The sequence below is a fragment of the Paracoccus sp. MC1862 genome (genome assembly GCF_016617715.1).
In the GTDB taxonomy this organism is placed as follows: domain Bacteria; phylum Pseudomonadota; class Alphaproteobacteria; order Rhodobacterales; family Rhodobacteraceae; genus Paracoccus.
In genome coordinates this window covers 2560617-2584605 of the sequence record NZ_CP067225.1, presented here as the reverse complement: position 1 = coordinate 2584605, position 23989 = coordinate 2560617, and the positions used below count along the sequence as shown (strand labels likewise).

Here is a 23989-nt window from a genome sequence, read left to right as displayed (position 1 = left end):
ATGCACCGCTCATGCGGCCTTTCCGCGCGCCAACGCCTGAACATCCGCGGTGGTCAGGGGATTTCCCCCGATGGCCCAGTCGCCGCTGCGCACTTCCCGGATCCTGCACCAGGTGACACCGCGCATGCTTTCGCCTTCGATGGCGACCATGGCATCCGTCAAGTCGTGGATAATCTTCCGCTTCTGCTCCGCGGTGAAGACGTTTTCGATTACATGGACATCGATCAGCGGCATCAGACTTTCCTTCGATGTTGATGGGGTCGCGGGTTGAATCCGCGTGACTACCAGCCCTGCGAATACAGCTATGGAGGAGACGCGTTGATCCGAACGTGGTAGACTGCGTTGTATTCGGCGCCTTCAAACGTGTTTTTTGATGGGGCGATCGTGCGATGCCTATGGTCCTGCGCATGCACGTTCTAGGCGAGTTGCGGGTGCTGCACGGCGGGGAGCCGATCGTGCTGCCCCCTTCGAAGAAGACTCGCGCGCTTCTGGTCTACCTTGCGCTGACAGGGCGGCCGCATCGACGCGAGCGGCTGTGCGATATGTTCTGGGACCTGCCGGACGATCCGCGCGGCGCCCTGCGATGGGCGCTGAGCAAAATCCGCCCGCTCGTCAACGGGCCTGGGCAGACGCGGCTTGAGGCAGACCGCGAGCGCGTGTCGCTGAGCGTCAGGGCGGCCGAGGTCGATCTGCTGGATCTGCGTCAGACGCTTCGCCCAGATGCGGCCGATCCGCCCCTTGATCGGCTGCACGCGATGGCGGCTGCGCTGTCACTGCCGCTCCTCGACGGGCTTGATCTGCCACAGTTCGACGCCTATCAGGCTTGGCTGACGGCCGAGCGTGAAGAGGTGCTGCATCTGCGGCTGGCGGTGCTCGAACGTCTTACCCGGCATCGCGAGACCAGCGACGGGGCGGCGCTGAAATGGGTGCGTGACTGGCACGCCTCCGATCCTCTCTCGCCTGAGGCCGCGGGCATCCTGGTGCGCACGCTGAAGAAGATCGGGCGCAGTGCCGAAGCCGAGGCGGTGGTGCAGGACTACCAGCGGATGGCCATGGAAGCAGGCCTCGGATCGATCCCCGACCTGCTCGCGCAGAGGGCTCCGGAAGACGCCCCCCCGGCAGACAGCGTTCGCCGCCTGCTGCAGCATCAGACAATCGGATTCTGCGAATCCGCAGATCGCGTACGCATCGCCTATGCCACCGTCGGAGAGGGGCCGCCGCTCGTCAAGGCGGCGAACTGGCTCAACCATCTTGAACTCGACTGGTCGAGTCTGATCTGGGCTCGGACCTTCAAGGCGTTTGCTGCGCGGCACACCTTTATCCGCTATGACGAGCGTGGCAACGGCCTGTCAGACTGGGATGTGCCTGAGATCAGCTTCGAATGCTTTGTGCGCGATCTCGAGGCGATTATCGACGCACTCGGCCTCGCGCGCTTTCCGCTCCTCGGCATGTCGCAAGGCTGTGCGGTGTCGATCGCTTATGCCGTGCGCCATCCCGAACGGGTGTCGGCGCTGGTGCTGATCGGGGGCTATGCCGCCGGCTGGCGGATCGGCGCCACCCCCGAAGAGCGCGAGCGGCGCGAGGCGGTGATGACACTGACCCGGCTGGGTTGGGGCAGGGACAACTCAGCTTATCGTCATATCTTCAGTCAGACCTTCATGCCCGATGGCACGCCCGAGGAACTGGCCTGGTTCGACGACTTTCAGCGTCAGACCACCTCACCTGAAAATGCAGTGCGCTTTCAGGAGGCGTTCGGTGATATCGATGTGCGCCATCTGCTGGGGCAGGTGCGTGCGCCGACGCTGGTGCTGCACGCGCGCCACGATGAGCGGATCACCCTGGCGCAAGGGCGCGAGCTCGCCATCGGCATTCCGGGTGCGCGTTTCGTGCCACTTGAGAGCCGCAGCCACATCATTCTCGGTCACGAGCCTGCATGGGACGTTTGCATGGACGAGATAGATCGATTCCTCGATATCCATAACCTTTGACAGCAAGTCAGACGTGGACACATGGCCACGGGTACCCGCCATGGAGAGTGTCCGATCTTCTGTGCATGACTGACTCGGTCCATGCTTCCTGAGAGGAGCAAGGACGATGACGAGTTGCTGAAGGGCTGCAAGCGGCCCGAGGATCTGCTCGGCGATGCCGGGCTGATGAAGTAACCGAAGGTTCGGCTGATGGAGCGGATGCTCGGGGCCGAACTGACCGCGCATCTGGGCTATGAGGCTGGAGCGGAACCGCCACCCAAACAGGCCAACCGCCGCAATGGCACCGCGACAAAGCGGGTGAAGGGCTCGGACGGCGAGGTGCCGCTGGCGGTGCCACGCGACCGGAACGGTAGCTTCGAGCCGGAGCTGGTGAAAAAAGGCCAGACCCGGATCGACAGGGTGGATGACAAGATCATCGGCCTTTACGCCGCCGGGCTTTCGGTTCGCGACATCCAGACGAGTCTCGAGGAGCTTTACGGACTTCGGAGGTCGCCCGACCTGATCAGCCGCGTCACCGATGCCGTGCTGGAGGAAGTCCGGGACTGGCAGCACCGGGCGCTGGACCGAATGTATCCGATCCGTCGTCGGGAAAACGGGGCTCCGCCCCCGTTTTCTGATCCTCCTCCATTATCGACGCCCCGCGGGTGAAGATCCGCGATGCCGACAGCCGGATGGTCAGGAATGAGCCATCAAGGCGCCATCGGTTCGAGCCCAATGACGAATGCGGTCTACATCGCCTTGGGCGTCACCTACGTGGGAGAGCACGAGGTCCTCGGTCTCACGACCAAGGCCGCCTGATCATGACCTCAGGCCATCGCGGGAATTACACCACATTGACGGACGTGACCGGATTTCATGCATGTGGCTCGGCCGATCTGAGAGGTTCGCGCGAAGGCGACGGCCTTGATGAGCCGCTCGTGGCATGCTGCGTACGCTGGTGGTGTTGAAACCGGTTAGTGCCTGCCCCCACCGGTCTGCGCTACGCCATCTGCAGGACGGGGTTGAGCGACGGTGACGTGCTGCTGGTTACTCGATTGCCTCGCGGCTGAACTGGTCACCTCAAGGTGCTGCCTGCGGGGTGCGGATCAGAGCAGAAAGTCGCTCGCGTCCAGCTTGTGCACACCATCGAGGACGATGTTGAGCTGTCATATCCCATGTGATTATACGGCTGCTTTCTGAACAGTTCCGGTTTTTCGCGATGCCAAGCCTTGAGCGCGTCGATGGGCGTTCGACCCTTGAGGACAGGCTGGGGCAACTGGCCGTTGCAGAGGCGGACATGAGCCGCAGGATGGTCTGCTCCAGGTCTTCGCCGCTGTGGAAGCGGTGGCTCTGCAGGACATCCTCGATCCGGCCGTTGAACCGCTCCACCATGCCGTTGGTTTGCGGGTGCATCGGCGCCAGGGGGTGCTCGATGCCGAGATCGTCGCAGAGGCGGTCGAACTCATGATTGCCGGTAGGGGAGCGGCGGCGCAGCCCGAAGAGCCGGTCGGTGAACTCCTTGCCATAGCACGTCAGGAACCCGGCGCCGCATGAAGGTTATGGCCGCGCGCGAAGCCCTCACACGGCGCAGCGCGCGGCCATAACCGGGGCTCAGGTCTCTATGGTGGTTTTGCGAGCCCACACCACAGAGGAGACCGGCTATGGCCAAGGCTGAGCATAATGCGGATGCCCGTGTTCTGGTAGGCATCGACGTTTCCAAGCATCGCCACGAGGTGCTGATCGCCGTTCCCGGCAAGACGCGCCGGCGGCGGCTGACGATCACCAATACGCTCGAGGACTTTTATCGTCTCATCGCCCTGCTGGGTGATTATCATCTCCCGGTCAGGATTGGGTTCGAGGCAACGGGCAACTACCATCGCGCGCTGATGTATCGCCTCGGCATGGCCGGCTTCGACGTGAAGCTCGTTTCATCGGTCGCGTTGGCCAGAACCCGCGAGGCGCTGCACAACAGTTGGGACAAGAACGATCCGAAGGACGCCCAGGTTATCCTGCACATGCTCCAGATCGGCGCCACGCAGGTCTTTCTGGATCCGCTCCACGCGGGGATCAACGACATCCAGGAGCTGTCCAAGACGCACGAGATCGTATCAAAGGCCAAAACCGAGCTGTGGCATCGGATCTTGGGGCACTATCTCCCTCTCTATTTTCCTGAAGCTGGCCGCTTCCAGCGCAGTTCCCGAAGCGACTGGTTTCTTGCCTTTCTCGAGATGTTCCCGTCGCCACACCTGATCACCGCAATGGACAAGGATGATTTCGTTGCGGCCGCATGGGCAGTCGTGGGGAAGAAGGTTTCGAAAGCCGCTCTGATCTCAGACATTTACGAGACGGCGCGCAGTTCGGTGGGGTTGCCGGTCGCAGCCGATTCCGATGCGCTGCGGATGTTCCGCATGGTGCTGGCCGAAGGCCGCAGCTTGATCCGCCAGCGCAACGAGATCGAGAGTCGGGCAGTTGAACTGCTCAGTGATCACCCCCACTACCAGCTTCTCACGTCAGTGCCTGGCATCGGCCCGATCAATGCGCTAACCATCCTGGCCGAGGCGGGAGACCTGCGCCGCTTCAATCATCACCGGCAATTCCTGAAGTTCTGCGGCATGGATCTGGCCACGGTGCAATCCGGTCTGTTCCGCGGCAGAAGCAGGATCTCGAAGTATGGCAATGCCAGATTGCGGCGGACGCTCTGGATGGCTGGACAGACCGCCGTGCTCCAGCGGGCCAACAGCTTCCGCGACAAGTTCGAGCGCTACATTGCGCAAGACCGCCATAATCCGGACCTCCGTCGCAAGGCCTACACCGCCATCGCCGCGAAGATGGCCCGCACCATTCACGCCGTGATCAAATCCGGCGAACCCTATCGTCCCTTCTTCGAGGGGGCGAGCCCGAGCGGAAGGACCTCTCTCTGGCGAGCCGTGGAGGCAGCGTGCTGACCTCGTAGATAATGTTCGGGCCTTCCGCTTGGGAATTCGGATCTCGTCTTGAGGACGGTGAGGGCGGCGACCGGGCCGACCCTGTGTTTGCTATGGGAGAGACCACTTCTTGACGGCGGAGCCCGCTCGGGCGAACATCTTAAGGGTATCCGGTCGCTCGGATGCCCCGCGATCTGACGCCTCAAGCGGCGATTTGCTCCTGACATAGGACGTTGTCGGTCAGCACCCGGTTGATCCGCATCGGCGCGGCGCGTTCCAGGTCGCGTGAGACAAGCGCCGCGCGTTCGCAGCCGTCTTCGCCGGGTAGACGCGCACGAACACCCAACGGGTGGCGCGGTCGATGGCCACGAACAGGTAGCGCCGCCGGTCCTCGTCGGCCATCTGCGGCAGATGTTTCACGTCGATGTGGAGGTAGCCCGCCGCATAGTCCTTGAAGGGCTTGTGGGCGGGCCTGGGCGCGGCCGGTTTCAGATCGCGCAAGTTGCCGGCGCTATGCCGCCGCAGGCAGCGGTCGAGGCCGGAACGCAAGACATTCGGATTGAGGAACTCGCGCACCACCGAGAGCAGATCGTCGAGCGGCAGCAGCAAGGACTTGCGCAGCGCAACCGCCACCGCCTGCCTCGGGCCGGCGTCAGCGTGGTCTGCAACCGGTGCGGCGTGTGGCTCCGGTCATGGACGCCGTCGCGCTTGCACCATTTCCAGACGGTCTGCCCGGAGATGCCGTAGCGCTCGGCCGCCATCCAAGCCGGCTCCGTGCCCGCCTGGATGGCGGCCCGGATCTTCGGTGTCGTGGTTGCCTGCCTGTGCAGAGAGATCAACAGGCCCGACTCCCGTCCCGGACCTCACCCAGGATCGATCTTGCCATGAACAAGGCGGCCCGGCGACCGTCTATGTGATCATCCGGGATGGAACAATTAGGAAAGGCCATGGTGGCAACGTCCATAACTTTGCACGGGGTAGAAGCAATCGCAGAGAACGCTGTTCTGCAAGCCGATCATGCGGATGAATTCGCCAACGCCATTGTTTCACTTCGTGACACGGCAGCGGCTGACCAAATTACCCGTCGCTAGGGATTGGCACGCCATGGCGACATTAGTCCTTCGGATAGACGCAGTTGCTAGTAAAAGCAGCGGATTTAAGTTGATCGCTGTGTGCGGGTGTGTCCAAGAAGCGTTCGTATATTGGACATCCTTGGCGAGGACAGGTCGGACACCGACTTTTCACCTCTTTTATGTCCAAAAACCGTGTCAGGGAATTATTTGTCCGATAGACCATGTTGATCTACTAAACTGACATGCTGATCGCCTATGCGCGCGTGTCAACCAACGACCAGAACCTGGACCTGCAGCGCGACGCCCTGCAGCGCGCCGGCTGCGAGCGCATCTTCGAGGAAAAGGAGTCTGGTCGCGCCGGCACGAAGCGTCCAGCGCTTGAAGCTGCGCTCGCATTCTTGCGCCCCGAAGACCAACTCGTGGTTTGGAAGGTGGACCGGCTGGGGCGCAGCTTGCGCGAGATTCTGGACATGGCCCACAAGCTGCAAGGGCAGGGGGTCCGGCTCCGATCCCTGACCGAGGCCGTGGACACCGAAACCCCGACGGGGCGGCTGATGTTCAACTTCCTGGGCACCATCGCCGAGTACTTCCTCGATCTCAACCGCGAGCGGACAATCGAGGGGCTGAAGGCCGCGGCTGCTCGGGGCCGCAAGGGCGGACGACGCCGCAAGCTTTCCGAGGAGGACCTTGCGATGGCACGGGCCCTCCTCAAGGACACCAACATTCCAGTGGCGCAAATCGCCAAGCGGCTGAACGTGAGCCGGGCCACCTTCTACGCCTACTTCCCCCGAGCAAGGGCGCGGAGCCTGTCGTGAGCGAAGAACAGTTCGACCTTTTGGAGGGACTGGCCGCGCATCCGTCGGGTTCCGCCGAAGTACAAGCTTCCGACGATGCTTCTGCTGGGCCTGTCCGGCTCACCCGCATCGACCCCGCCTGCAATATGCAACGCTTCTACAGCCTGGAACTTGTCACCAGCCTTTTTGGCGAGCATGGGGTGGTGCGCCACTGGGGGCGGATCGGAACCGCAGGTCGCAGCCGTACAGACTGGTACGAGGAGCCCGGTGAGGCGGAGAGCGCCTTCCAGACTCTGCTGCAGTTGAAGCGCAAGCGGGGTTATGCGTCCTGAAGCCCTGACCTTGTTCCGGCGATCTCTCCTGTGTATATACTATGATGTACTCACAGGAGGCGGTCATGCCCCATATTGCCAAGGTGTTCCGCTCGGGCAACTCCCAGGCTGTCCGGCTGCCGAAGGACTTCCGCCTTGAGGCCAGCGAGGTCGAGATCTCGCGGGAAGGCGATGCCCTGATCCTGCGCCCGAAACTGGCGACAGACAGGCCTTGGGCGTCGCTGCACGCAGCAGTCGAGCGAGGCTTCAGCGAGGATTTCCTGACCAGCGGCCGGGAACAGCCCGCCGAACAGCAGCGTCCCGACCTTGACCAGCTCTTTTCATGATCCGACACCTTCTCGACACCAACGTTGTGATTGCACTTGTCGGGCGACGCTCCGCCGAACTGCTCAGGCGGGTTGAAGCCTCCGAGCCGGGCTCGCTCGCCATTTCCTCCATCGTGGCGCATGAACTCTGGTACGGGGCCTATCGCAGTCAGAAAGTTGCCTTCAACCTGGAGACCCTGCGGCTTCTCTTCGCCGACCTCGCCATCATTGACCTCGACCCTGAGGACGCGCGAGCCGCAGGGGAGATCCGGGTAGAGCTTGCGCGGCAGGGCACGCCCATCGGGCCCTATGATGTGCTGATCGCCGGACAGGCCAAAGCGCGAAACCTGACGCTGGTGACGAACAACATCGGCGAATTCTCTCGCGTCGCCGGGCTGAGCCTCGAAGACTGGACCGCTGCATGATCTCCAAGTTCTGTTGAAAAAGGCCGATCGAAGCCGGGTCCGGGGCTTTGACGGACCTTGGAAGGGGTACGGTTGCCCGCAGCCCTGCCACTGGCAGGTGAGGCTGCAATTCCAAGGCTTCCGGCTCGGTCAGGCTGGGGCTTGAGCACTCGTCGGGGGGGTGCAGCCAGGCTGCAGGCAGAGCCGCCGCAGATTCTGAGCAGTGGCGGCCAAGAGGAACTTGTCGCCCGCTAAGAACATCTCGGGCTCCTGCAACCCATCGTGATGTTGCGGGACATTCAGGCGATGATAAAGTGTCGGCTCGGTCAGGCAATCAGGCAGGCAGATGACAGCACGTTCACAGCGCGTCGGTTCAGCACGCCTCTGGAGGATCGTGGCTTGGGGTTTTGCGATCCTGTTGCCCCTGCTGGCAATGCAGGTCACCGATCAGGTAAACTGGGGCGTCTTCGATTTCGTCGCCGCAGCCATGCTGATCGGCGGCGTCGGCCTCGGATGGGAACTGGCTCTGAGGATGAGCAACGATCGCGCTTGGCGCGTGGGCATCTCGATAACGCTTTCAGCGGCTTTCCTGCTGATCTGGGCCGAACTCGCCCGCTTCCAGCAGGGGGCGATCGAAAGGTGCCGGTTGGCCTCCTCCAGCGCCCGGATACGGGCGGCGATGGGCTTCATGGCCTGCGGATCCAAGGCCGCTGCTGCCGCCTGAACCTGGAGGCGCTGCAGCTCCTCGCGGTTCTTCACGAACTCGGTGCTCTCCGAGAACTTGGCCCGGCTGCCCTTGGCGATCTGGGTGATGGGAGCGCCCGCCAGCGCCAAGTGCAGGGTGTTGGACAGGATGTTGCCCACCGCCACAACGACCGATCGGATGATGGTGGTCTTGGCATAGGAGACCACGTCCTGGACGAGGTTCTCCGCCTTCCTGAGCCAAGGGAAAGCCTTGGGGCCGAGCATCTCCAGCGTCTCCCTGACCACCTTTTGGCTGTCGTCCGACCAGCGCGATGTCCCGGTCCAGAAATCCGTGACCGAAGCCGCCCGGTAGCCGATGGCGTCATCCACCATGTCGCACCGGACCATGAAGGTCTTCGGCCCGAAGGCTACCGCGATCTCCTGCTTGATCCGTGACCTGCCACGGGTCCTTCATCCAGCCGCGACCGGAGCCCGTTGGTGGTTCATGCCTGTTGGGGCGGGGTGAGCAATCGCCCGGCGCGCGGAACTCTCATGGCGTGCAGCGGGTCGGGCGATTGCGGTGTTCAGGTGCAGGGCGAACCCGGCGGGGGTCTGGTCGCCGAGGGCCGAATGGGGCCGCGCGGTGTTGTAGTCAGTGACCCAAGCCGCGGTCAGCTCGCGGGCGTGGGCGAGGTTTCGAAACAGGGTCTCGTTGAGGAATTCATCTCGCATCCGGCCGTTGAAGCTTTCGACGAAGCCGTGTCTTGCATGGGCTTGCCTGGCGCGATGTAGTGCCACGCGAGCCTGTTCTCGGCGCACCATCTGAGGATGGCGTTCGAGGTCAGTTCCGTCCCGTTGCCAGAAACGATCATGCCGGGCGTGCCTCGCCGTTCGATCAGCGCCGTCAGCTCCCGGGCCACGCGGCGGCCCGAGATCGACGTGTCAGGGATGGCTGCCAAGCATTCACGGGTCACGTCGTCGATCACGTTCAGCACCCGGAACCGCCGCCCGCAGGCGAACTGGTCATGCACGAAGTCGAGCGACCAGCGGGCATTGTCCCGCGCCTCGACCAGGATCGGGGCCCGTGTGCCGATCGCCTTGCGGCGTGCGCTGCGTTTACGGACGGTTAACCCTTCCTGGCGGGAGAGCCGGTAGATGCGGTTGATGCCCGAGGGTTCGCCTTCGCGGCGCAACAACACGAACAGACGCCGGTAGCCGAACCGCCGCCGCTCGTTGGCGAGATCCCGCAGCCGTCCGCGCAGGGCCGTGTCAGATGGCCGCTGCGGCAGGTCACGGACCATCTTGCGATCCGCCCCGGAAGTCCGGCACGCCCGCCGTTCCGACAGGCCCAACCGGGCCTGCAGATGCGCGACTGCCTCGCGCTTCACGGCGGGCCAATCGGCGGGAAAACAGTCCCCCGGACTGTTTTCTGATCCGCCTCATAACCACTTTCTTGACAGCAGCTCCTTCATCGCCGCCATCTCGAGCATCTGCTCGGCCAGCAGCTTCTTAAGCTTCGCATTCTCGTCCTCGAGCGCCTTCAGCCGTTTGGCCTCTGATACCGTCATCCCGGAATACTTCGCCTTCCACGCTGAGACACGTGCCTTCCGACATGCCGTGCTTGCGGCAGAGGTCAACGACCTTCGCGCCGTCGACGTAGACGTCGACCATGCTCCTGCAGGATGCCGATGATCTGCTCCTCGGTCCGTCGCGCCTTCTTCATCGTCCGTCCTCTCATGGGGGCGGACTCTCATCGCAGGTGGAGGAAAAAGCCCGCGGCAGGTCACTCGCACCGGCGACGCCGCAGTGTTAGCTTTTCTCCTTGAAGGTGCCCTCCTTCACGAACACCCGCGATTTCGAAGGATTACGCCATGAAGCCTCGTTATCTTCTCGCCATCCCCGCACTCTTCGCCGCAATGCACACCGCAGGTCCGGGAGCCGCCCAGGAGGTGGCCCAACAGCCGGCCGCAAACCAGAACGCGGCCAGCGCCCAGAATGCGGCGGACAGCGGGAACCTTCCCAACGTGACCGTCGTCGCGACAGGCGGCACGATTGCGATGACGGTGGACGAAACCGGCGCCCCGGTCCCGGCGCTCTCGGGCGAGGATCTGGTGGCCGCGGTGCCGGCGCTCGCCGGCTTGGCCGACATCGGAGTGGTGGAATTCAGCAATGTCCCGAGCCCATACATGGGCCCAGACCTTTGGCCAAATCTCGCCCGTACGATCCAGGAGCAACTGGCTGATCCAGACGTCAAGGGCGTCGTCGTCACGCACGGGACGGACACGATCGAGGAGACCGCCTACTTCCTCGACCTCACGGTTCAAAGCGACAAACCGGTCGTGCTGGTCGGTGCGCTCCGAAGCGCATCGGAGCCAGACAGCGATGGCCCGCGCAACATCACCAATGCCGTGAAGCAGATCCTCGACGAGGATTCGGGCGGCAAGGGGGTCACCGTCAACATGAACCATGTCATCCATCCCGCCCGGGCGGTGCGAAAGACGAATACCAGCAACGTCGCCGCCTTTGGATCAGGGCTGTATGGCCCGATCGGCTATGTCGATCGCGACGATGTCGCCTTTCAACAGGAGCCGCTGCAGCACCCGCCCCTGCCGCTGCCCGAGACGCTGCCTCGGGTCGACCTCATCGCCATGTATACGGGTGCCGACGGCGGCTACGTGCGGCAGGCGGCCGACGACGGCGCCAAAGGGATCGTGATCCAGGCGTTCGGCTGGGGCAACGTGAACGAGCCGATGTACGAGGCGATCAAGTACGCAATCGGCAAGGGGGTGCCCGTCGTGATCACCTCGCGAGTGCCGGACGGCAGCGTCCAGCCAAACTACGGCTTCGTCGGCGGCGGCGCCACGACCGAGGAGCTTGGCGCGATCTTCGGCGATGACCTGTCGCCGTCAAAGGCGCGCATCCTGCTGATGCTGGCGCTGGCCGAAACTACCGACAGAGATAAGATCAAGTCCTATTTCGACCGGTAATTACTCGTGGGAGACAGGTCCATGTTGATCGTGGTCATCGGGTGTTCCCATGGCTCGTGGTTGAGCATCAAAACTCCACCTCGGCCATATACCGCGATAGCCACCTTATGCCCCCAACAACCATCGATCTATCTCGGTGCGTAAGGTCTGCATCCCTGGGACGCACAAGCAGCGCAGCGGCCCCGGCGCGGGCAGCGCCATGATTGGGGAACCGGTGCGCCAGACCGGTACCCCGATCGGCAAAAAGAAGGCATTGCGTGAGACAAGACCAGTTGATCCTCCGGCCTGAAGGAAAGGGGTCAGGCAGCGTTGCGGCCCTGGATGCGGCCGAGGCAGGCAAGCTGGTTGTTCACGCCCATGATCGCAATGGAGTCCAGTGACCGGCGCAGTTCTCGCGATGCGGACAGCCGAAGCGGCGAGAGTGGTGCTGCAGCGCGCAGGGACAGAAGTGTGGCGGTGTCCAACTCGACCGCGACCAGCTCGCGCGGGAATTGCTCGATGTTCCGGGCGCACGCGGCGTTGATCTGGCGACTGTAGCGCGGATTGTGTTCCGGCGTCCAAGCATGGGCAGTCCAGTCAGGCAGGGTCCAGCCGGCGCGTCGCTACGGCTGCATGACGGACCTCAATCACGGGCGCGGGCGCGCGGGTCAGTTCGCCGTGCTGCTCGATGAACAGCCGGTCGGCCTCGGCTTGGCGACCGGCGTGAAGATCGGAGGCCATGTGGCCGTCCGGGCGTCGGCACCAGAGGCCGGGGGCCATGCCGCAGGTCGGGCAACGGACGGTCAGAACGGGGTGTTTGTGGGCAGTGAAATCGGGCATGATCTTGCCACTCCTTCGGAGGTGACCCGCAAGCGGTGTTCCGATCACACATGATCGTGCCATATTGCGCCATTCTGGCTGCGCAAATGGCTCTGAGTATCTGCCAAGTGTCTAAACTAGGGCGCCACCATCATGATGGTAGCGCCCTGCCCATCAGCCTGTAATCAGTTCCCCGGAGTGAGGGAGATCATGTGCGCGGCCGCATTCTCGACAGCCTCGCGGGAATAGATCAGCGGTGCATAGTCTCCGGCCGCCCAGAGTGGCGCGAGGTCGCGGTAGTGCGGGCTCATCGGATCGCCGGATTGGCCGGGAGTGTTGATGAACCGGCTTGCGTCCCAGTTGCCCACATCCAGAACCATGCGGAACGACGCGCCCGAGGTGACCTCGAAGCTGTCGTTGTAGCTGGCCGCCCGCGGGCTGTAGGCCGAGCCGCCCATTGACAGCGGGCCCACGTTCATCTGGCTGGAGAAACCCGGCTGGGCCAGACCCGCGACGCCATGGGTGAACTTGCCCTTGTGCAGATCGCCCCAGCGCCACTCCGACATGTCGCTGCCCAGCCGTTCGGTCGTTTCAGCAACGGCGCCCGACAGGGCAGTAGCCAGGATGTCTTCGCGCGCCTGTCCGGGATTGTCGCCCAGCCTTTCGTCAGGCTGCGCCAGAAGATCCATCACCGACGAGATCGCGCCGCGTCCCAGCAGTTCGGCCAAGTCCTCGCCTAACACGCGGGGCGCCGTGGTGGGCACCAGATACTTGCTCAGCATCGTCTCGGCCACTGCGGCCGCGGCGCTGTCGGCCGAAGTCACGCCGTCCCAGCCCTGGATCAGGGCCAGCGCGTCGCGGTCGGCCTGGGATGCGGTTTCCGGCAGACTCAAACCCTTCATCAGATCGACCACGCGGCGCTGCATGACGCTGTGATCGTCGTTCTGGAGCGCCATGGAATCGGCAAGCGATACCTGATCATCGGCGCTCAGCACTTCGGAAATCCGCTGGATGCGGGACGGGTCCGACCATTCGAAGCCGACCTTGTAGTCCTTGTAGGGATAGTTCGCCGGCAGGTTCATCTCGTTGGCAGTGGCGAACCAGCCCTTTTCGGGGTTGTAGGCCGATGGCAGCTTCTCCCGTTCAAGGAACCCCCACTCATAGCGTCCGTCGCCCGGCACCGGCAGCAACCCGTCCCAGTTTTCGCGCTGTGGTGTCATGGCGCCGACGATCCAGCCGATGTTGCCGTCGGTATCGGCATAGACCTGGTTTTCGGATGGCGTCGAGAAGCGTTCCATCGCGGCCGAGAACTCGTCCCAGTTCTGCGCCCCCATGTAGTCGACCGAGCCGAAGTAGGCCGATGTTCCCGGCTCGAACCAGACGCTGCGGAAGGCGAAGGCACGGTTGTTGTCCTCGTCCACCTTCAGGACGGGTCCGTGGCGGGTGAACTTCATCGTCACCTGCTGTGGCGCGCCGTCACGGACGTTGATGGTGTCTTCCACGACCTCCATGTCGACCCATTCGCCGTTGTAGCGATACTGGTCCGGGTTTTCGGGGTTCAGCTCGTAAACATAGAGGTCTTCCTGGTCGACCGCGAAGATCGTCAGCCCGTAGGCGATCTTGCCGTTATGGCCGATCGAGACGCCCGGCAGTGCCGGCTCCCCGGCCCCGATCACCGACATGTTCGGCGAGTTCAGGTGCACGACATAGCGCAGGGACGGCACGCCATGGGCGCGGTGCGGGTCGTTGGCCAGGATTGGGCGCCCCGTCTCGGTGCGCGAGGGCGCGATGGTCCAGTTGTTGGACCCGATCTCCTGCACGTTGGACGAGGTGACCTTGAGAAAATCCGCAGGCTCAAGCGCGCTGCTGCTGCGGTTGCCCGAGCTTTGTCCGTCCTCATGCGCGGGTGATGCGGCAGGATCTGTCGAGGAGGCCGGGGCGCCGTTGGCCGGGACGGCCCCTGCAGGAGGTGAAGATGCTGCTGGCGCGCCGGCCCCCGGTACTGTTTCCGGGGTCTCGGCGGGCCGTTCTGCCGCAGGTGGGGTCTCTGTCCCGAGCGGCGGTGCGGCAGTGGAGGCGGCTGGAGGTTCCGCATCGGTCCCGGCTTCTGCTTCGGCTTCGGGCGGTGCCTCGAACTTCACGTTCTGCGTGGCAAGCTCATAAACGTCCAGCACGTCCGCCGGGATCGTGCAGGGGTCCAGCCCCTCGGGCACGGTCGGGGTCCATTCAGGCTCCAGCCGCTGACGCAGGCGATCGGCCTCGATCCCTTCGGCGCAGGTGATCTGCGCGCGGCTGACTTCGGAACTGGCGTTGCGGGTCAAGCCGTGGCTGCGAATGCGGACCACATCCTCGACCGCCCACAGTTCGGGCTGCGAGCCGGTCAACTGGAACTCGACAGGCAGCTCAGCCCGTCCGTCCAGCACCTGCTGGACATAGGCGTTGACGCCTTGCACGAAGGCCTCGGCATAGCTGCGGCCGTTCGGACCGTAAGCCGCCCATTCCGGTTCGATATCACCTCGATAAAGGAACGTTCGCGCGGCGTGGTCCTGGTCCACGAAGGTCGGACCGAAGCTTTCCGCCAGCCGCCCCAGTCCGCGCTTGCGCCACAGGTCGATCTGCCACAGCCGATCGCGTGCGGCATTGTAGCCTTGCAGAAACAGCGCGTCGCGATCGCTGCCTGCATAAATATGCGGCACGCCCCAATGGTCAATGATGATTTCTGCCGGTTGTTCCAGCCCGGCAACGCTGCGGGTCTCCCGCGTGACGGCCGATCTGATCTCGGCTTGCGCAGGAACTGCGCCGAAAGCGGTCCCCAATGCCAATGCCGACGTGAGTGCGTGCCTGAACATCATGTCTCCTTCCGTAGATCACCTGACTGTGGCCTGACTCAGAGCCGCTGCATAGATGAGCCGTGCTGGGGGTATACCTCAGAAGAGCAGCCCCGTCGGACATCCTCTTGCGTTCGATCAGGGTTATCTTGCTGGTTTCGGACAGTAGCGTGACTGGCTCTGGACTTCAGCTGGACAGAGGCGCCTCCCATGACCCTCTACGGCTACGCCCGCGTGTCATCGACCGATCAGGACCTGTCCCTGCAGGAAGCCGCTCTTCGGGTGGCTGGCTGTCAGGTGGTACGGGCCGAGAAGAAGACCGGCACCCGCCGCGAGGGCTGCGCCGAGCCCGACATCCTGCTGCGGTTCCTGCGTCCACTCAACCTCCCTGTTCAGATTCCCCGTGCCAGATCAAAAGGCGAACATCCCCGGCTGTTCCCCCAAATAGAAAACAGCCTATCCACTGGCCGGGTCTTGCTCCGGCGCAGCGGCACCACGCTGCCGCTTCGTGGCCTGGTTTGTCACTGTCCTACACAAGTCAGGAAGCAACTGCCTCAATTCTCCTTCGGGATCAGACCTGCAGCCTGGTCGAAATACTGCTTTGCTAAGCCAGGTATATCAGGATCTCGGCCTCCACGAATTATCTCAAGTATATTTGTAAACATCGTCACGCCATCTGCGCTACCGCTTCGAAGCACATTCTCAAGAAATGCGACGTTTTCACTCAAGACGTTTTGACTAGGATCGAGAGCTAAACTCTCGTCAAAAAAGGGAAGTGCCTGGCGAATACTATCTGGTATTGGCGATCTTACCAAGTATGCCGCCCCTAGGCAACGTTTTAAACTTGCGAGAACTCTATCCTGCAGACCTGATCCATAACGACGAGCAATATACTCAAGTTCTTGAACGATTTCGTCATCTGGGCTCTCGTATGGCCAAGCCTCAATTTGCCGGCAGTTTGCCGAGATACTCCCTTCGATTTGCCGTACCTTATCTGGATCTCTGGAAGCATTCCAATTTTCCTCTGCCGCAACATCTTGATCCGAGGGACTTTCCTCCTCACACGGGCTCTGATGATGTGACCGCCCCCCGACGGCATCTGATGTGCCAAGGTGGGTCTGCAACGATCCACAAAGGGGAGCGGTCATGTCGGAGATTATCACGGTCGGGCTCGATCTGGCGAAGAATGTATTCCAGGTGCATGGAACTGACGGCGCAGGACGAGCCGTTCTGCGCAAGAAGATACGGCGAGGGCAGGTGCTGGAGTTTTTCAGCCAGCTGCCCTCTTGCGTCGTGGCGATGGAAGCCTGTGGCGGCGCTCACTTCTGGGGCCGGGAAATTGGCAAGCTGGGGCATGAGGTGCGGCTGATCCCGCCGGCCTATGTGAAGCCGTTTGTGAAGCGCCAGAAGAATGACATGGCGGACGCCGAGGCCATCTGCGAGGCGGCTATGCGACCCACCATGCGCTTTGTTCCGGTCAAGAGCGAAGAGACGCAGGGCGCGGCAATGGTCTTCCGGGTCCGGGAGTTGCTGATCCGGCAGCGCACGCAGGCGATCAACGCATTGCGCGGCCATCTGACCGAGTTCGGTCAGATCGTGCCACAGGGAGCGGCCAACGCTGCGCGGCTGATCGCGATCGTGGAGGATCCGGATGGCGCTCTCCCTGCTGATGCCGTCCCCACGCTGAAGGCTTTGATCGCGGCACTCACGCATCTGGAGGCAGAGATCAGGAAGCTCGATGCCGAGATCGCCCGGCGCGCCAAGGAGAATGACGTCGCCCGGCGACTGATGACGGTGCCGGGCATCGGGCCGCTGATTGCCACGGCCATCGCTGTTCTGGCGCCGCCACCCGAGACGTTCCGCAAGGCACGCGACTTTGCCGCCTGGCTTGGTCTTGTGCCTCGGCAGCATTCGACCGGCGGCAAGCAACGTCTCGGAGCAACGACCAGAATGGGCGAACGATCCCTGCGACGCCTGCTGATCATTGGCGCCAACAGCGTGGTGATCAAACGTAACGTTCACAAGGAAGCGCAGCCCGGAACATGGCTGGGCAGCCTGCTGTTGCGCAAGCCACCGATGCTGGTGCGGGTGGCTTTGGCGAACAAGATGGCGCGGATCGTCTGGGCCTTGATGGCTCGGGGTGGCATCTACCAATCTCCGGTCGCAGCGGCGTAAGCCGCCGCAGATCGCGAGGACGTCGGAGCGGAAGAGGGCAAGGAGCAGTTTGGCGCAACAGTTGTGAGACGGGATCGGGAAAACCAGTGTGCAACAGAGTGCCTATGAGCACGCGGCTTTGATCTGGACCCGACCTTCGAACACCATACGGGCCCTGCGGCATGGATCGCGCCGCATCATGAGGCCGGACACATGTCAGCACCCGACAACGCGCCAAGATCAGCTTCAAAATCCCTCTTGCGCTTGGGGCGGTTACACATGTTGCACAAATGGTCTGATGGCCGTTGTTCCCCCTTTCCCCGGACAGACTCATTCCACAGCTTCAGTGACGGGTATGCCGAGCGCGGTGTAGCCGTTCAGGACGGCAATCCGGACCTGAAGTTCGGCGACCTGACGATCGAAGTCCCGCGCCATGAGGCGTTGCCCCAGAAGTTTCACGCAATGCATCTTCGTCTCGACGCGGCTCCGGCGGTGGTATCCACTCCATCTTCGCCAAAGCGTGCGGCCCAGGTATTTCGCAGATCGCAGAGCCTCGTTGCGCGCCGCGGCCCCGGCCGTGACAGCCTTCCATGGCTTTGCGTTCCTGCGGGGCGGGATCACGGCGTGAGCGCCGCGGTCGGCGATCGCATCGTGGCACTTGCGGGTGTCGTAGGCACCGTCAGCCGTAACGCTGCCGATCTCCTCGTCCGCCGGGATCTGGTTGAGCAGATCTGGCAGGACCGGGGCGTCACCGATGTGGCTCCCGGTGATCTCGATGGCCCGGACTTCTAGCGTTTCCTCGTCGATCCCAATGTGAATCTTGCGCCAGATACGCCGCTTCGGGCCGCCATGCTTGCGGGCGTGCCACTCGCCTTCGCCTTCGACCTTGATCCCGGTGCTGTCGACCAGCAGGTGCAGAGGTCCCTTGGAGCCCCGATACGGGATGTTGACGGCCAGGGTCTTCTGGCGCCGCGACAGCGTGCTGAAGTCAGGCACCGTCCAGTCGAGGCCGATCAGGCGAAGCAGGCTCTCGACGAACCCTGCCGTCTGCCGCAATGCCATGCCGAACAGCACCTTCATGGAAAGGCAAGTCTGGATGGCGGCATCGCTGTAGGTCTGCTGTCGGCCACGTCGACCTGTCGCAGCCGCCTCCCAGCTCATCTCGGGGTCGAACCAGATCGTCAGCGAGCCACGGCGCTTGAGCGCTTCATTGTAGGCCGGCCAGTTCCTGGTCTTGTAGGTCAGGCGTGTGGGTTTGCTCATGTCGACCAGCTACCATGCTGACTCACGACATGAGTCACTGAAGGGATTTGTGCAACATGTGTAACCGCCCCAAGCGCAAGAGGGATTTTGAAGCTGATCTTGGCGCGTTGTCGGGTGCTGACATGTGTCCGGCCTCATGATGCGGCGCGATCCATGCCGCAGGGCCCGTATGGTGTTCGAAGGTCGGGTCCAGATCAAAGCCGCGTGCTCATAGGCACTCTGTTGCACACTGGTTTTCCCGATCCCGTCTCACAACTGTTGCGCCAAACTGCTCCTTGCCCTCTTCCGCTCCGACGTCCTCGCGATCTGCGGCGGCTTACGCCGCTGCGACCGGAGATTGGTAGATGCCACCCCGAGCCATCAAGGCCCAGACGATCCGCGCCATCTTGTTCGCCAAAGCCACCCGCACCAGCATCGGTGGCTTGCGCAACAGCAGGCTGCCCAGCCATGTTCCGGGCTGCGCTTCCTTGTGAACGTTACGTTTGATCACCACGCTGTTGGCGCCAATGATCAGCAGGCGTCGCAGGGATCGTTCGCCCATTCTGGTCGTTGCTCCGAGACGTTGCTTGCCGCCGGTCGAATGCTGCCGAGGCACAAGACCAAGCCAGGCGGCAAAGTCGCGTGCCTTGCGGAACGTCTCGGGTGGCGGCGCCAGAACAGCGATGGCCGTGGCAATCAGCGGCCCGATGCCCGGCACCGTCATCAGTCGCCGGGCGACGTCATTCTCCTTGGCGCGCCGGGCGATCTCGGCATCGAGCTTCCTGATCTCTGCCTCCAGATGCGTGAGTGCCGCGATCAAAGCCTTCAGCGTGGGGACGGCATCAGCAGGGAGAGCGCCATCCGGATCCTCCACGATCGCGATCAGCCGCGCAGCGTTGGCCGCTCCCTGTGGCACGATCTGACCGAACTCGGTCAGATGGCCGCGCAATGCGTTGATCGCCTGCGTGCGCTGCCGGATCAGCAACTCCCGGACCCGGAAGACCATTGCCGCGCCCTGCGTCTCTTCGCTCTTGACCGGAACAAAGCGCATGGTGGGTCGCATAGCCGCCTCGCAGATGGCCTCGGCGTCCGCCATGTCATTCTTCTGGCGCTTCACAAACGGCTTCACATAGGCCGGCGGGATCAGCCGCACCTCATGCCCCAGCTTGCCAATTTCCCGGCCCCAGAAGTGAGCGCCGCCACAGGCTTCCATCGCCACGACGCAAGAGGGCAGCTGGCTGAAAAACTCCAGCACCTGCCCTCGCCGTATCTTCTTGCGCAGAACGGCTCGTCCTGCGCCGTCAGTTCCATGCACCTGGAATACATTCTTCGCCAGATCGAGCCCGACCGTGATAATCTCCGACATGACCGCTCCCCTTTGTGGATCGTTGCAGACCCACCTTGGCACATCAGATGCCGTCGGGGGGCGGTCACATCATCAGAGCCGCGGGCAGATGCATTGGAATTTATGCTCGGTTCCGGCGATAAGGTCGACGTTACGGTCTGCCAGCACGTCAGGACACGGTTTGACAAGCCGACCAGATGGGAAGTCAGCAATCGTCACGTGAAATCAACCCTGGCCTTGGCTGCGCTGGAGAACTGCATCGGCTGGTGGTCGTTCGGTATGTTGATTTCTCGTGAGATGATCGAAAAAAATCAGATTCGCTTCCGAGAAGCGGTGTACTTCGAGGATATAGATTTCAATATTCGTGTCTTCCTAGCTTCGCAGTCCCATGTAGTTACCAAGGAGGTGTTGTATTATTATATTGACCGCAATGACTCGACGGTGAACTCGATCAACGAAAAGAAGCTGTTGGACTCTGTCGGCGCCATTGCTGTAGTTGCCTCTATGCTGTCAGATAGGAGGGCGGAAGAGCGGGAGAGGTTTTACAAGAAGGCGTCAGCTTGGCTTCAGTTGCAGGCGCGGAGAATTCGTGATTGCGGAGAAGATAAAGACGAGCGAATTGCTCTTGCTGGTATTTTTATCATGGAGTTAAAAGAAGCCGGGCTACTAAAGAAATTGGCCCCTGACCTAGAAAAGCAGATTCTTGGCGCAGCGACGGCTGCACCGGCTAGCAGTACTGTGCTAGGAAAGGTTCCGGATAATTTCTGCTTCAATCCTTGGCTGAAAGATTTTGCCTGCGAGTTTTTCGAGAGAGTAATATTCTTCTGTGAGGTGGACTATCACATACGCAGCGCCGCTCCTGTGGCGCGTCAGCTAAGATTAATGGGTATTAACAGCGTCATTATCGACGCCTCACGTTCGACTACCTTCACTTCAAACCGTCCGCTCCCGGACGACGAGCTGCCACTTTACGCTGATGTGGATCTGCGGTCGTTCAATATTGCCGAGACCCTGCCTTTCGCTACAAACGCGGCCGCTTTCGTCTTCATGAACGATCTCACCTATACGAAGCGCTTGATTTTCGAGAACTTCGGCTTTGGCGTCCCGACGTTTGGTTTCTATGAAGGGATCAACGATGACTGGAACTTGGATCGCAAGGCGCTACGCCGCCCATATCGCAGCGTTGATTACCTTTTGCTGCCGGGCATCTACCAGCAGGGTTTCTATTCTGACCGAGAAACCCGTGTGGTTGGGCTCCCCAACGTTAGGTCGCGGCTGGCGCAGCCTTATGTGCAGCCGACCAAACGGCGCGCCATAATCAACGTCAACTTCACCTATGGTGTGCTGGAGGATCGGCGCGACCTGTTCGTCGAAAGCGCCGTTGCGGCCTGCACCGAGGCCGGGTTGGATTACATCATCACGCAACACCCTGCCGACAAGGGCGTTCTGTCGCGCTACAATGTCGGCACGGACAGCGTCTACTCCCTGCTCGAGGAAGGAACGATTCTCATCAGTCGTTTCAGTACCACCATCCTTGAGGCACTGGCGATGGGGCGTCCGGCAATCTATCATAATCCGATCGACGAGCGCGTTCCGAAGTTTAAGTTTCCGCTGGGGGCCTATTCAATCACCGATGGCAAGGATGCTCTCAAGCAGGCTCTTGAGAGCGAGTTGACCTTTTTGGACGACGGGGGCGATATCCGCAAACGGGCTGCGCTGTTCCTGCATTTCCATTGCAACACGGGGGACAGTATCGACCCCGACCTGCTGGCCGCCCGTGCTATCGCAGAAGTCGTGAGGTCGCCAGGAGAGCGCTACGATTTCAAGCGGCATGTGAACAACCGGGTAGCGACAACCCCGCAGACCGGTCAAGTGAATGTTAGCGTCGGCTCCGCGCTCGACCTAACGGAGCTCGCCGTACAACTGCTGTTGGACCCGCAATCTGGCCGCGCGCGCCTGCGCGACGAGGCGGCTGCCATAGAGCAGGGCCTTGCCGCGTTACCGGAAAACAGCCCGGTTCGGCAGCATTTCCAGCGTGTAAGGGCATTCGCCGAAGCTGAGTGAAGCTTGACACCTCTGCCTGTGGCGGTGGCGTTAGCCCCTGCGCCGCAGCAGGGCCGCCCGGTTGTGCGCTTCGACCTATCACTACTCTGCCACCTTCATAGCCGGAGGTGATAGGGCACGGGCTTGCGGCAGTGGGGACAAAGCCGTGCAAAGGCGCTGAGTGTGGCCGCGAGTTGCCGACGCACCTGCGGCAAGGATGGGGTTGGGGGCGGCCCCGGTCTGGTGGGGGTTTTTTTCTCCAAGCCGCAGATGCTGGAGAAAGGCAAAGGCGATCATCGTCATGAGCGCATGATGGTGCAGGCCCCGCCAACTGCGGCCCTCGAAGTGATCGAGGCCGATCTCCCCTTTCATCTGCTGGTGCATCTGCTCGCAAACCCATCGACGCTTGATCAGCGCCGCCAGGCTCTCCAGAGCGACATCCTCCGCATGATTGCTCAGGTAGTATTTGCGCTCCCCGGAGGTCCGGCGCTCGCACACCAGCCAGGCGGTCTCACCGGGCAGGCGCCGGTTGCGCGAGATCACCGGACCATCGGCCACCCGGACCCGGAGCGCGGCAAAGTCGGCCCTGAGATCGCCTTTGGTGCCGCGCCGCCACGACAGGGTCCGCCAGCATTCGTTCGGCAGGGCGGCCACGACGGCCTGAACGCTGTAGGTCCGGGTGGAAGGCACCGGATGCTTGGGTGGCCGACCGGTCCGTCGCTTCATAGCCGGAGCAATCATGACGTCGGCAGGATAGACCGTCTGGGTCGGCAGAATGCCCACCGCCCAGGTGAGACCCTGCTCCGAGAGCTTCTGCCGGAAGTCTGCCACCTTGCCGTACTCGGCATCCGCCAGCACAGCGCCGAAGCGCGCTCCAGCCACTTGGATGCGACTGATCTCGTCCAGGGCGATCCGCCATTTGGGCCGGCCGGGGATCGCCTCTGGCACACCGGCACGGGCGCGCCGCCCTGCGTCCTCGGCCCAGGCGCGAGGCAGGAACAAACGCAGGCCCACACAGACCGGAACCTCGCAGCGCGCCAGCGTGAGCGAGACCAAGGCCTGGCAGTTGGCCTTTTTGCCCAGTTGGCCGCAATACTGGCGCGCAACCCCCACCGAGTGTCGCCCCTGCTTGACCAGGGCGGTGTCGTCGATGATCAGCACAGCCTCTGGACCACCGACGAGCCGGTCGGCGGCCCGCACCAGCTCCTCCTCGAGCGGCTCACAGCGCCAAGGCGAGGTGGAGATGAAGTGGTGAAGCTGCTGAACGTCTCCGGGCGCTACGCGAGCGGCCATTGGCTCGACGCTCTTGCGCTCGCCCGGCCCGAGCAGCCCCTGAAGATACACCGGTGCCCAGCGGCGCTGCTCGACCCTGCCGAGCCGAGCTAGGAAAGGTGCGAGCCAAGCCTCATAGGCAGCCCGCCAGTGGCTTGTGGTTGCTCTCATCACGGCACCTCCCGTGAGCACCACCCCGAACTACCACAAAACCTGGCAGAGTAGTGTTATGAACTGCCTCCTATTTCGACCGGACAGTCCGGCATGACCATGAAAGGCTCAAGCCTGTGCTTGAGGACATACTCATGCCCAACGGCGATATCCGCCGGATCGAGGTGATCACCGGCGTCGCGCGGCGCCGCTACTGGCCAGCCCACGAGAAGCTGCGCATCATCGAGGAGAGCCTAGCGGCGGGAGAGTCCGTCTCTGCCGTTGCCCGGCGCAACGGCGTGGCGCCGAACCTCCTGTTCCGGTGGCGCCGGCTGATGGATGAGGGGGGTGCGATGGCCGTGGGATCGAACGAGCCGGCGGTCGGCGCCTCCGAGGTCCGCAAGCTCGAGGATCGCGTCCGCGACCTCGAACGGCTTCTCGGCCGCAAGACGATGGAATGCGCATGGCTGCGCCATTGGTCCGAGCGGCCATGCGCATGAGATCCTGCGCGAAGCTCTGGCGAAGGCCCAGATGGAAAAACAGACCTTGCTCGCGCGGTCGCTGCTCAGAGGCGATTTCCAGTGAAGGTCGTGGCCGACACCCTGGGCGTGACGCGTTCAAACCTGATCGACCGGCTGCAAGGCAGAACAAAGCCGCGTCTCTGGAGAGAGCGGACTCTAAGCGATG

At 62.6% G+C, this 23989-nt stretch carries 18 protein-coding genes and 4 pseudogenes; 11 read left to right on the top strand and 11 right to left on the bottom strand.

The genetic code is table 11. The features are described from left to right. Positions 1-9: 9 nt before the first annotated feature. Positions 10-234 carry a tautomerase family protein gene (locus JGR78_RS12710; RefSeq protein ID WP_182793857.1) on the bottom strand — a complete coding sequence of 75 codons (225 nt, stop codon included), beginning with the start codon at positions 232-234 and terminating at the stop codon, positions 10-12. Positions 235-389: 155 nt separating this feature from the next. On the opposite strand from JGR78_RS12710, the gene JGR78_RS12705 reads away from it, so the two are divergent. Then, the gene (locus tag JGR78_RS12705) at positions 390-1988 is read left to right on the top strand and encodes an alpha/beta fold hydrolase (protein WP_182806143.1); all 1599 of its coding nucleotides are present in this window, start codon (positions 390-392) and stop codon (positions 1986-1988) included. Between the two features lie 189 nt (positions 1989-2177). After that, a complete protein-coding gene (locus tag JGR78_RS12700; protein WP_234450744.1) occupies positions 2178-2636 on the top strand; it encodes a transposase in 459 nt (152 codons plus the stop codon). A gap of 496 nt (positions 2637-3132) precedes the next feature. Here the strand turns inward: JGR78_RS12700 and JGR78_RS18210 are convergent. Beyond that, positions 3133-3503: pseudogene (locus tag JGR78_RS18210) on the bottom strand (integrase core domain-containing protein); the annotation flags it as partial. A gap of 125 nt (positions 3504-3628) precedes the next feature. Between JGR78_RS18210 and JGR78_RS12690 the strand changes: the two are divergent. Then, positions 3629-4912, top strand: coding sequence for an IS110 family transposase (locus JGR78_RS12690; RefSeq protein ID WP_200559324.1), 1284 nt, complete (start codon positions 3629-3631; stop codon positions 4910-4912). 211 nt (positions 4913-5123) lie between these two features. Here the strand turns inward: JGR78_RS12690 and JGR78_RS12685 are convergent. Then, positions 5124-5733 (bottom strand): annotated as a pseudogene (locus JGR78_RS12685) (IS481 family transposase); the annotation flags it as partial. A gap of 473 nt (positions 5734-6206) precedes the next feature. Between JGR78_RS12685 and JGR78_RS12680 the strand changes: the two are divergent. The 4 genes from JGR78_RS12680 (at position 6207) to JGR78_RS12665 (ending at position 7820) form a co-directional block, all read left to right on the top strand. Continuing rightward, positions 6207-6779, top strand: a complete 573-nt coding sequence (locus JGR78_RS12680; RefSeq protein WP_200559333.1) for a recombinase family protein — start codon at positions 6207-6209, stop codon at positions 6777-6779. Next, complete coding sequence (locus JGR78_RS18205; RefSeq protein ID WP_234450743.1) at positions 6776-7090, top strand: WGR domain-containing protein; 315 nt, start codon at positions 6776-6778, stop codon at positions 7088-7090. The genes JGR78_RS12680 and JGR78_RS18205 overlap by 4 nt, the downstream gene beginning before the upstream one ends. A 65-nt stretch (positions 7091-7155) precedes the next feature. Next, on the top strand, positions 7156-7416 hold the full coding sequence (locus JGR78_RS12670; RefSeq protein WP_182806073.1) for an antitoxin: 261 nt from the start codon (positions 7156-7158) through the stop codon (positions 7414-7416). Next, positions 7413-7820 carry a type II toxin-antitoxin system VapC family toxin gene (locus tag JGR78_RS12665; RefSeq protein WP_182806075.1) on the top strand — a complete coding sequence of 136 codons (408 nt, stop codon included), beginning with the start codon at positions 7413-7415 and terminating at the stop codon, positions 7818-7820. Before JGR78_RS12670 ends, JGR78_RS12665 begins: the two co-directional genes overlap by 4 nt. A gap of 426 nt (positions 7821-8246) precedes the next feature. Here the strand turns inward: JGR78_RS12665 and JGR78_RS12660 are convergent, their stop codons facing one another. Continuing rightward, positions 8247-8891 carry a hypothetical protein gene (locus tag JGR78_RS12660; RefSeq protein WP_182793556.1) on the bottom strand — a complete coding sequence of 215 codons (645 nt, stop codon included), beginning with the start codon at positions 8889-8891 and terminating at the stop codon, positions 8247-8249. Between the two features lie 63 nt (positions 8892-8954). Next, positions 8955-10206 (bottom strand): annotated as a pseudogene (locus tag JGR78_RS12655) (IS3 family transposase). A gap of 148 nt (positions 10207-10354) precedes the next feature. On the opposite strand from JGR78_RS12655, the gene JGR78_RS12650 reads away from it, so the two are divergent. Then, positions 10355-11470 carry an asparaginase gene (locus tag JGR78_RS12650; protein WP_200559332.1) on the top strand — a complete coding sequence of 372 codons (1116 nt, stop codon included), beginning with the start codon at positions 10355-10357 and terminating at the stop codon, positions 11468-11470. Positions 11471-12046: 576 nt separating this feature from the next. On the opposite strand, the gene JGR78_RS12645 is transcribed toward JGR78_RS12650, so the two are convergent. The 3 genes from JGR78_RS12645 to JGR78_RS12635 form a co-directional block, all read right to left on the bottom strand. After that, a complete protein-coding gene (locus tag JGR78_RS12645; protein WP_182793555.1) occupies positions 12047-12190 on the bottom strand; it encodes a hypothetical protein in 144 nt (47 codons plus the stop codon). A gap of 263 nt (positions 12191-12453) precedes the next feature. Beyond that, positions 12454-15120: a penicillin acylase family protein gene (locus JGR78_RS12640; protein ID WP_200559331.1), complete on the bottom strand. Its 2667-nt coding sequence runs from the start codon at positions 15118-15120 to the stop codon at positions 12454-12456. A gap of 530 nt (positions 15121-15650) precedes the next feature. Further along, positions 15651-16244, bottom strand: a complete 594-nt coding sequence (locus JGR78_RS12635; protein ID WP_182806082.1) for a hypothetical protein — start codon at positions 16242-16244, stop codon at positions 15651-15653. On the opposite strand from JGR78_RS12635, the gene JGR78_RS12630 reads away from it, so the two are divergent. Next, entirely contained in the window at positions 16243-17271 is a 1029-nt protein-coding gene (locus JGR78_RS12630; RefSeq protein WP_200559299.1) for an IS110 family transposase, read from the top strand. The two genes, JGR78_RS12635 and JGR78_RS12630, sit on opposite strands and share 2 nt — an antisense overlap. A gap of 309 nt (positions 17272-17580) precedes the next feature. Here JGR78_RS12630 and JGR78_RS12625 read toward each other — a convergent pair whose 3' ends face one another. Together JGR78_RS12625 and JGR78_RS12620 are read right to left on the bottom strand one after the other, a co-directional pair. Then, positions 17581-18513 (bottom strand): IS5 family transposase, encoded by a 933-nt coding sequence (locus tag JGR78_RS12625; RefSeq protein ID WP_200559301.1) that lies wholly within the window; start codon positions 18511-18513, stop codon positions 17581-17583. Between the two features lie 316 nt (positions 18514-18829). Further along, complete coding sequence (locus JGR78_RS12620; protein ID WP_200559299.1) at positions 18830-19858, bottom strand: IS110 family transposase; 1029 nt, start codon at positions 19856-19858, stop codon at positions 18830-18832. Between the two features lie 93 nt (positions 19859-19951). Between JGR78_RS12620 and JGR78_RS12615 the strand changes: the two genes are divergently transcribed. Further along, positions 19952-21901 (top strand): hypothetical protein, encoded by a 1950-nt coding sequence (locus tag JGR78_RS12615; RefSeq protein WP_200559330.1) that lies wholly within the window; start codon positions 19952-19954, stop codon positions 21899-21901. Between the two features lie 81 nt (positions 21902-21982). Here the strand turns inward: JGR78_RS12615 and JGR78_RS12610 are convergent, their stop codons facing one another. Beyond that, on the bottom strand, positions 21983-23323 hold the full coding sequence (locus JGR78_RS12610) for an IS701 family transposase (protein ID WP_256435060.1): 1341 nt from the start codon (positions 23321-23323) through the stop codon (positions 21983-21985). Positions 23324-23457: 134 nt separating this feature from the next. Here JGR78_RS12610 and JGR78_RS12605 point away from each other — a divergent pair. After that, positions 23458-23961: pseudogene (locus tag JGR78_RS12605) on the top strand (transposase); the annotation flags it as partial. Positions 23962-23989: the final 28 nt, after the last annotated feature.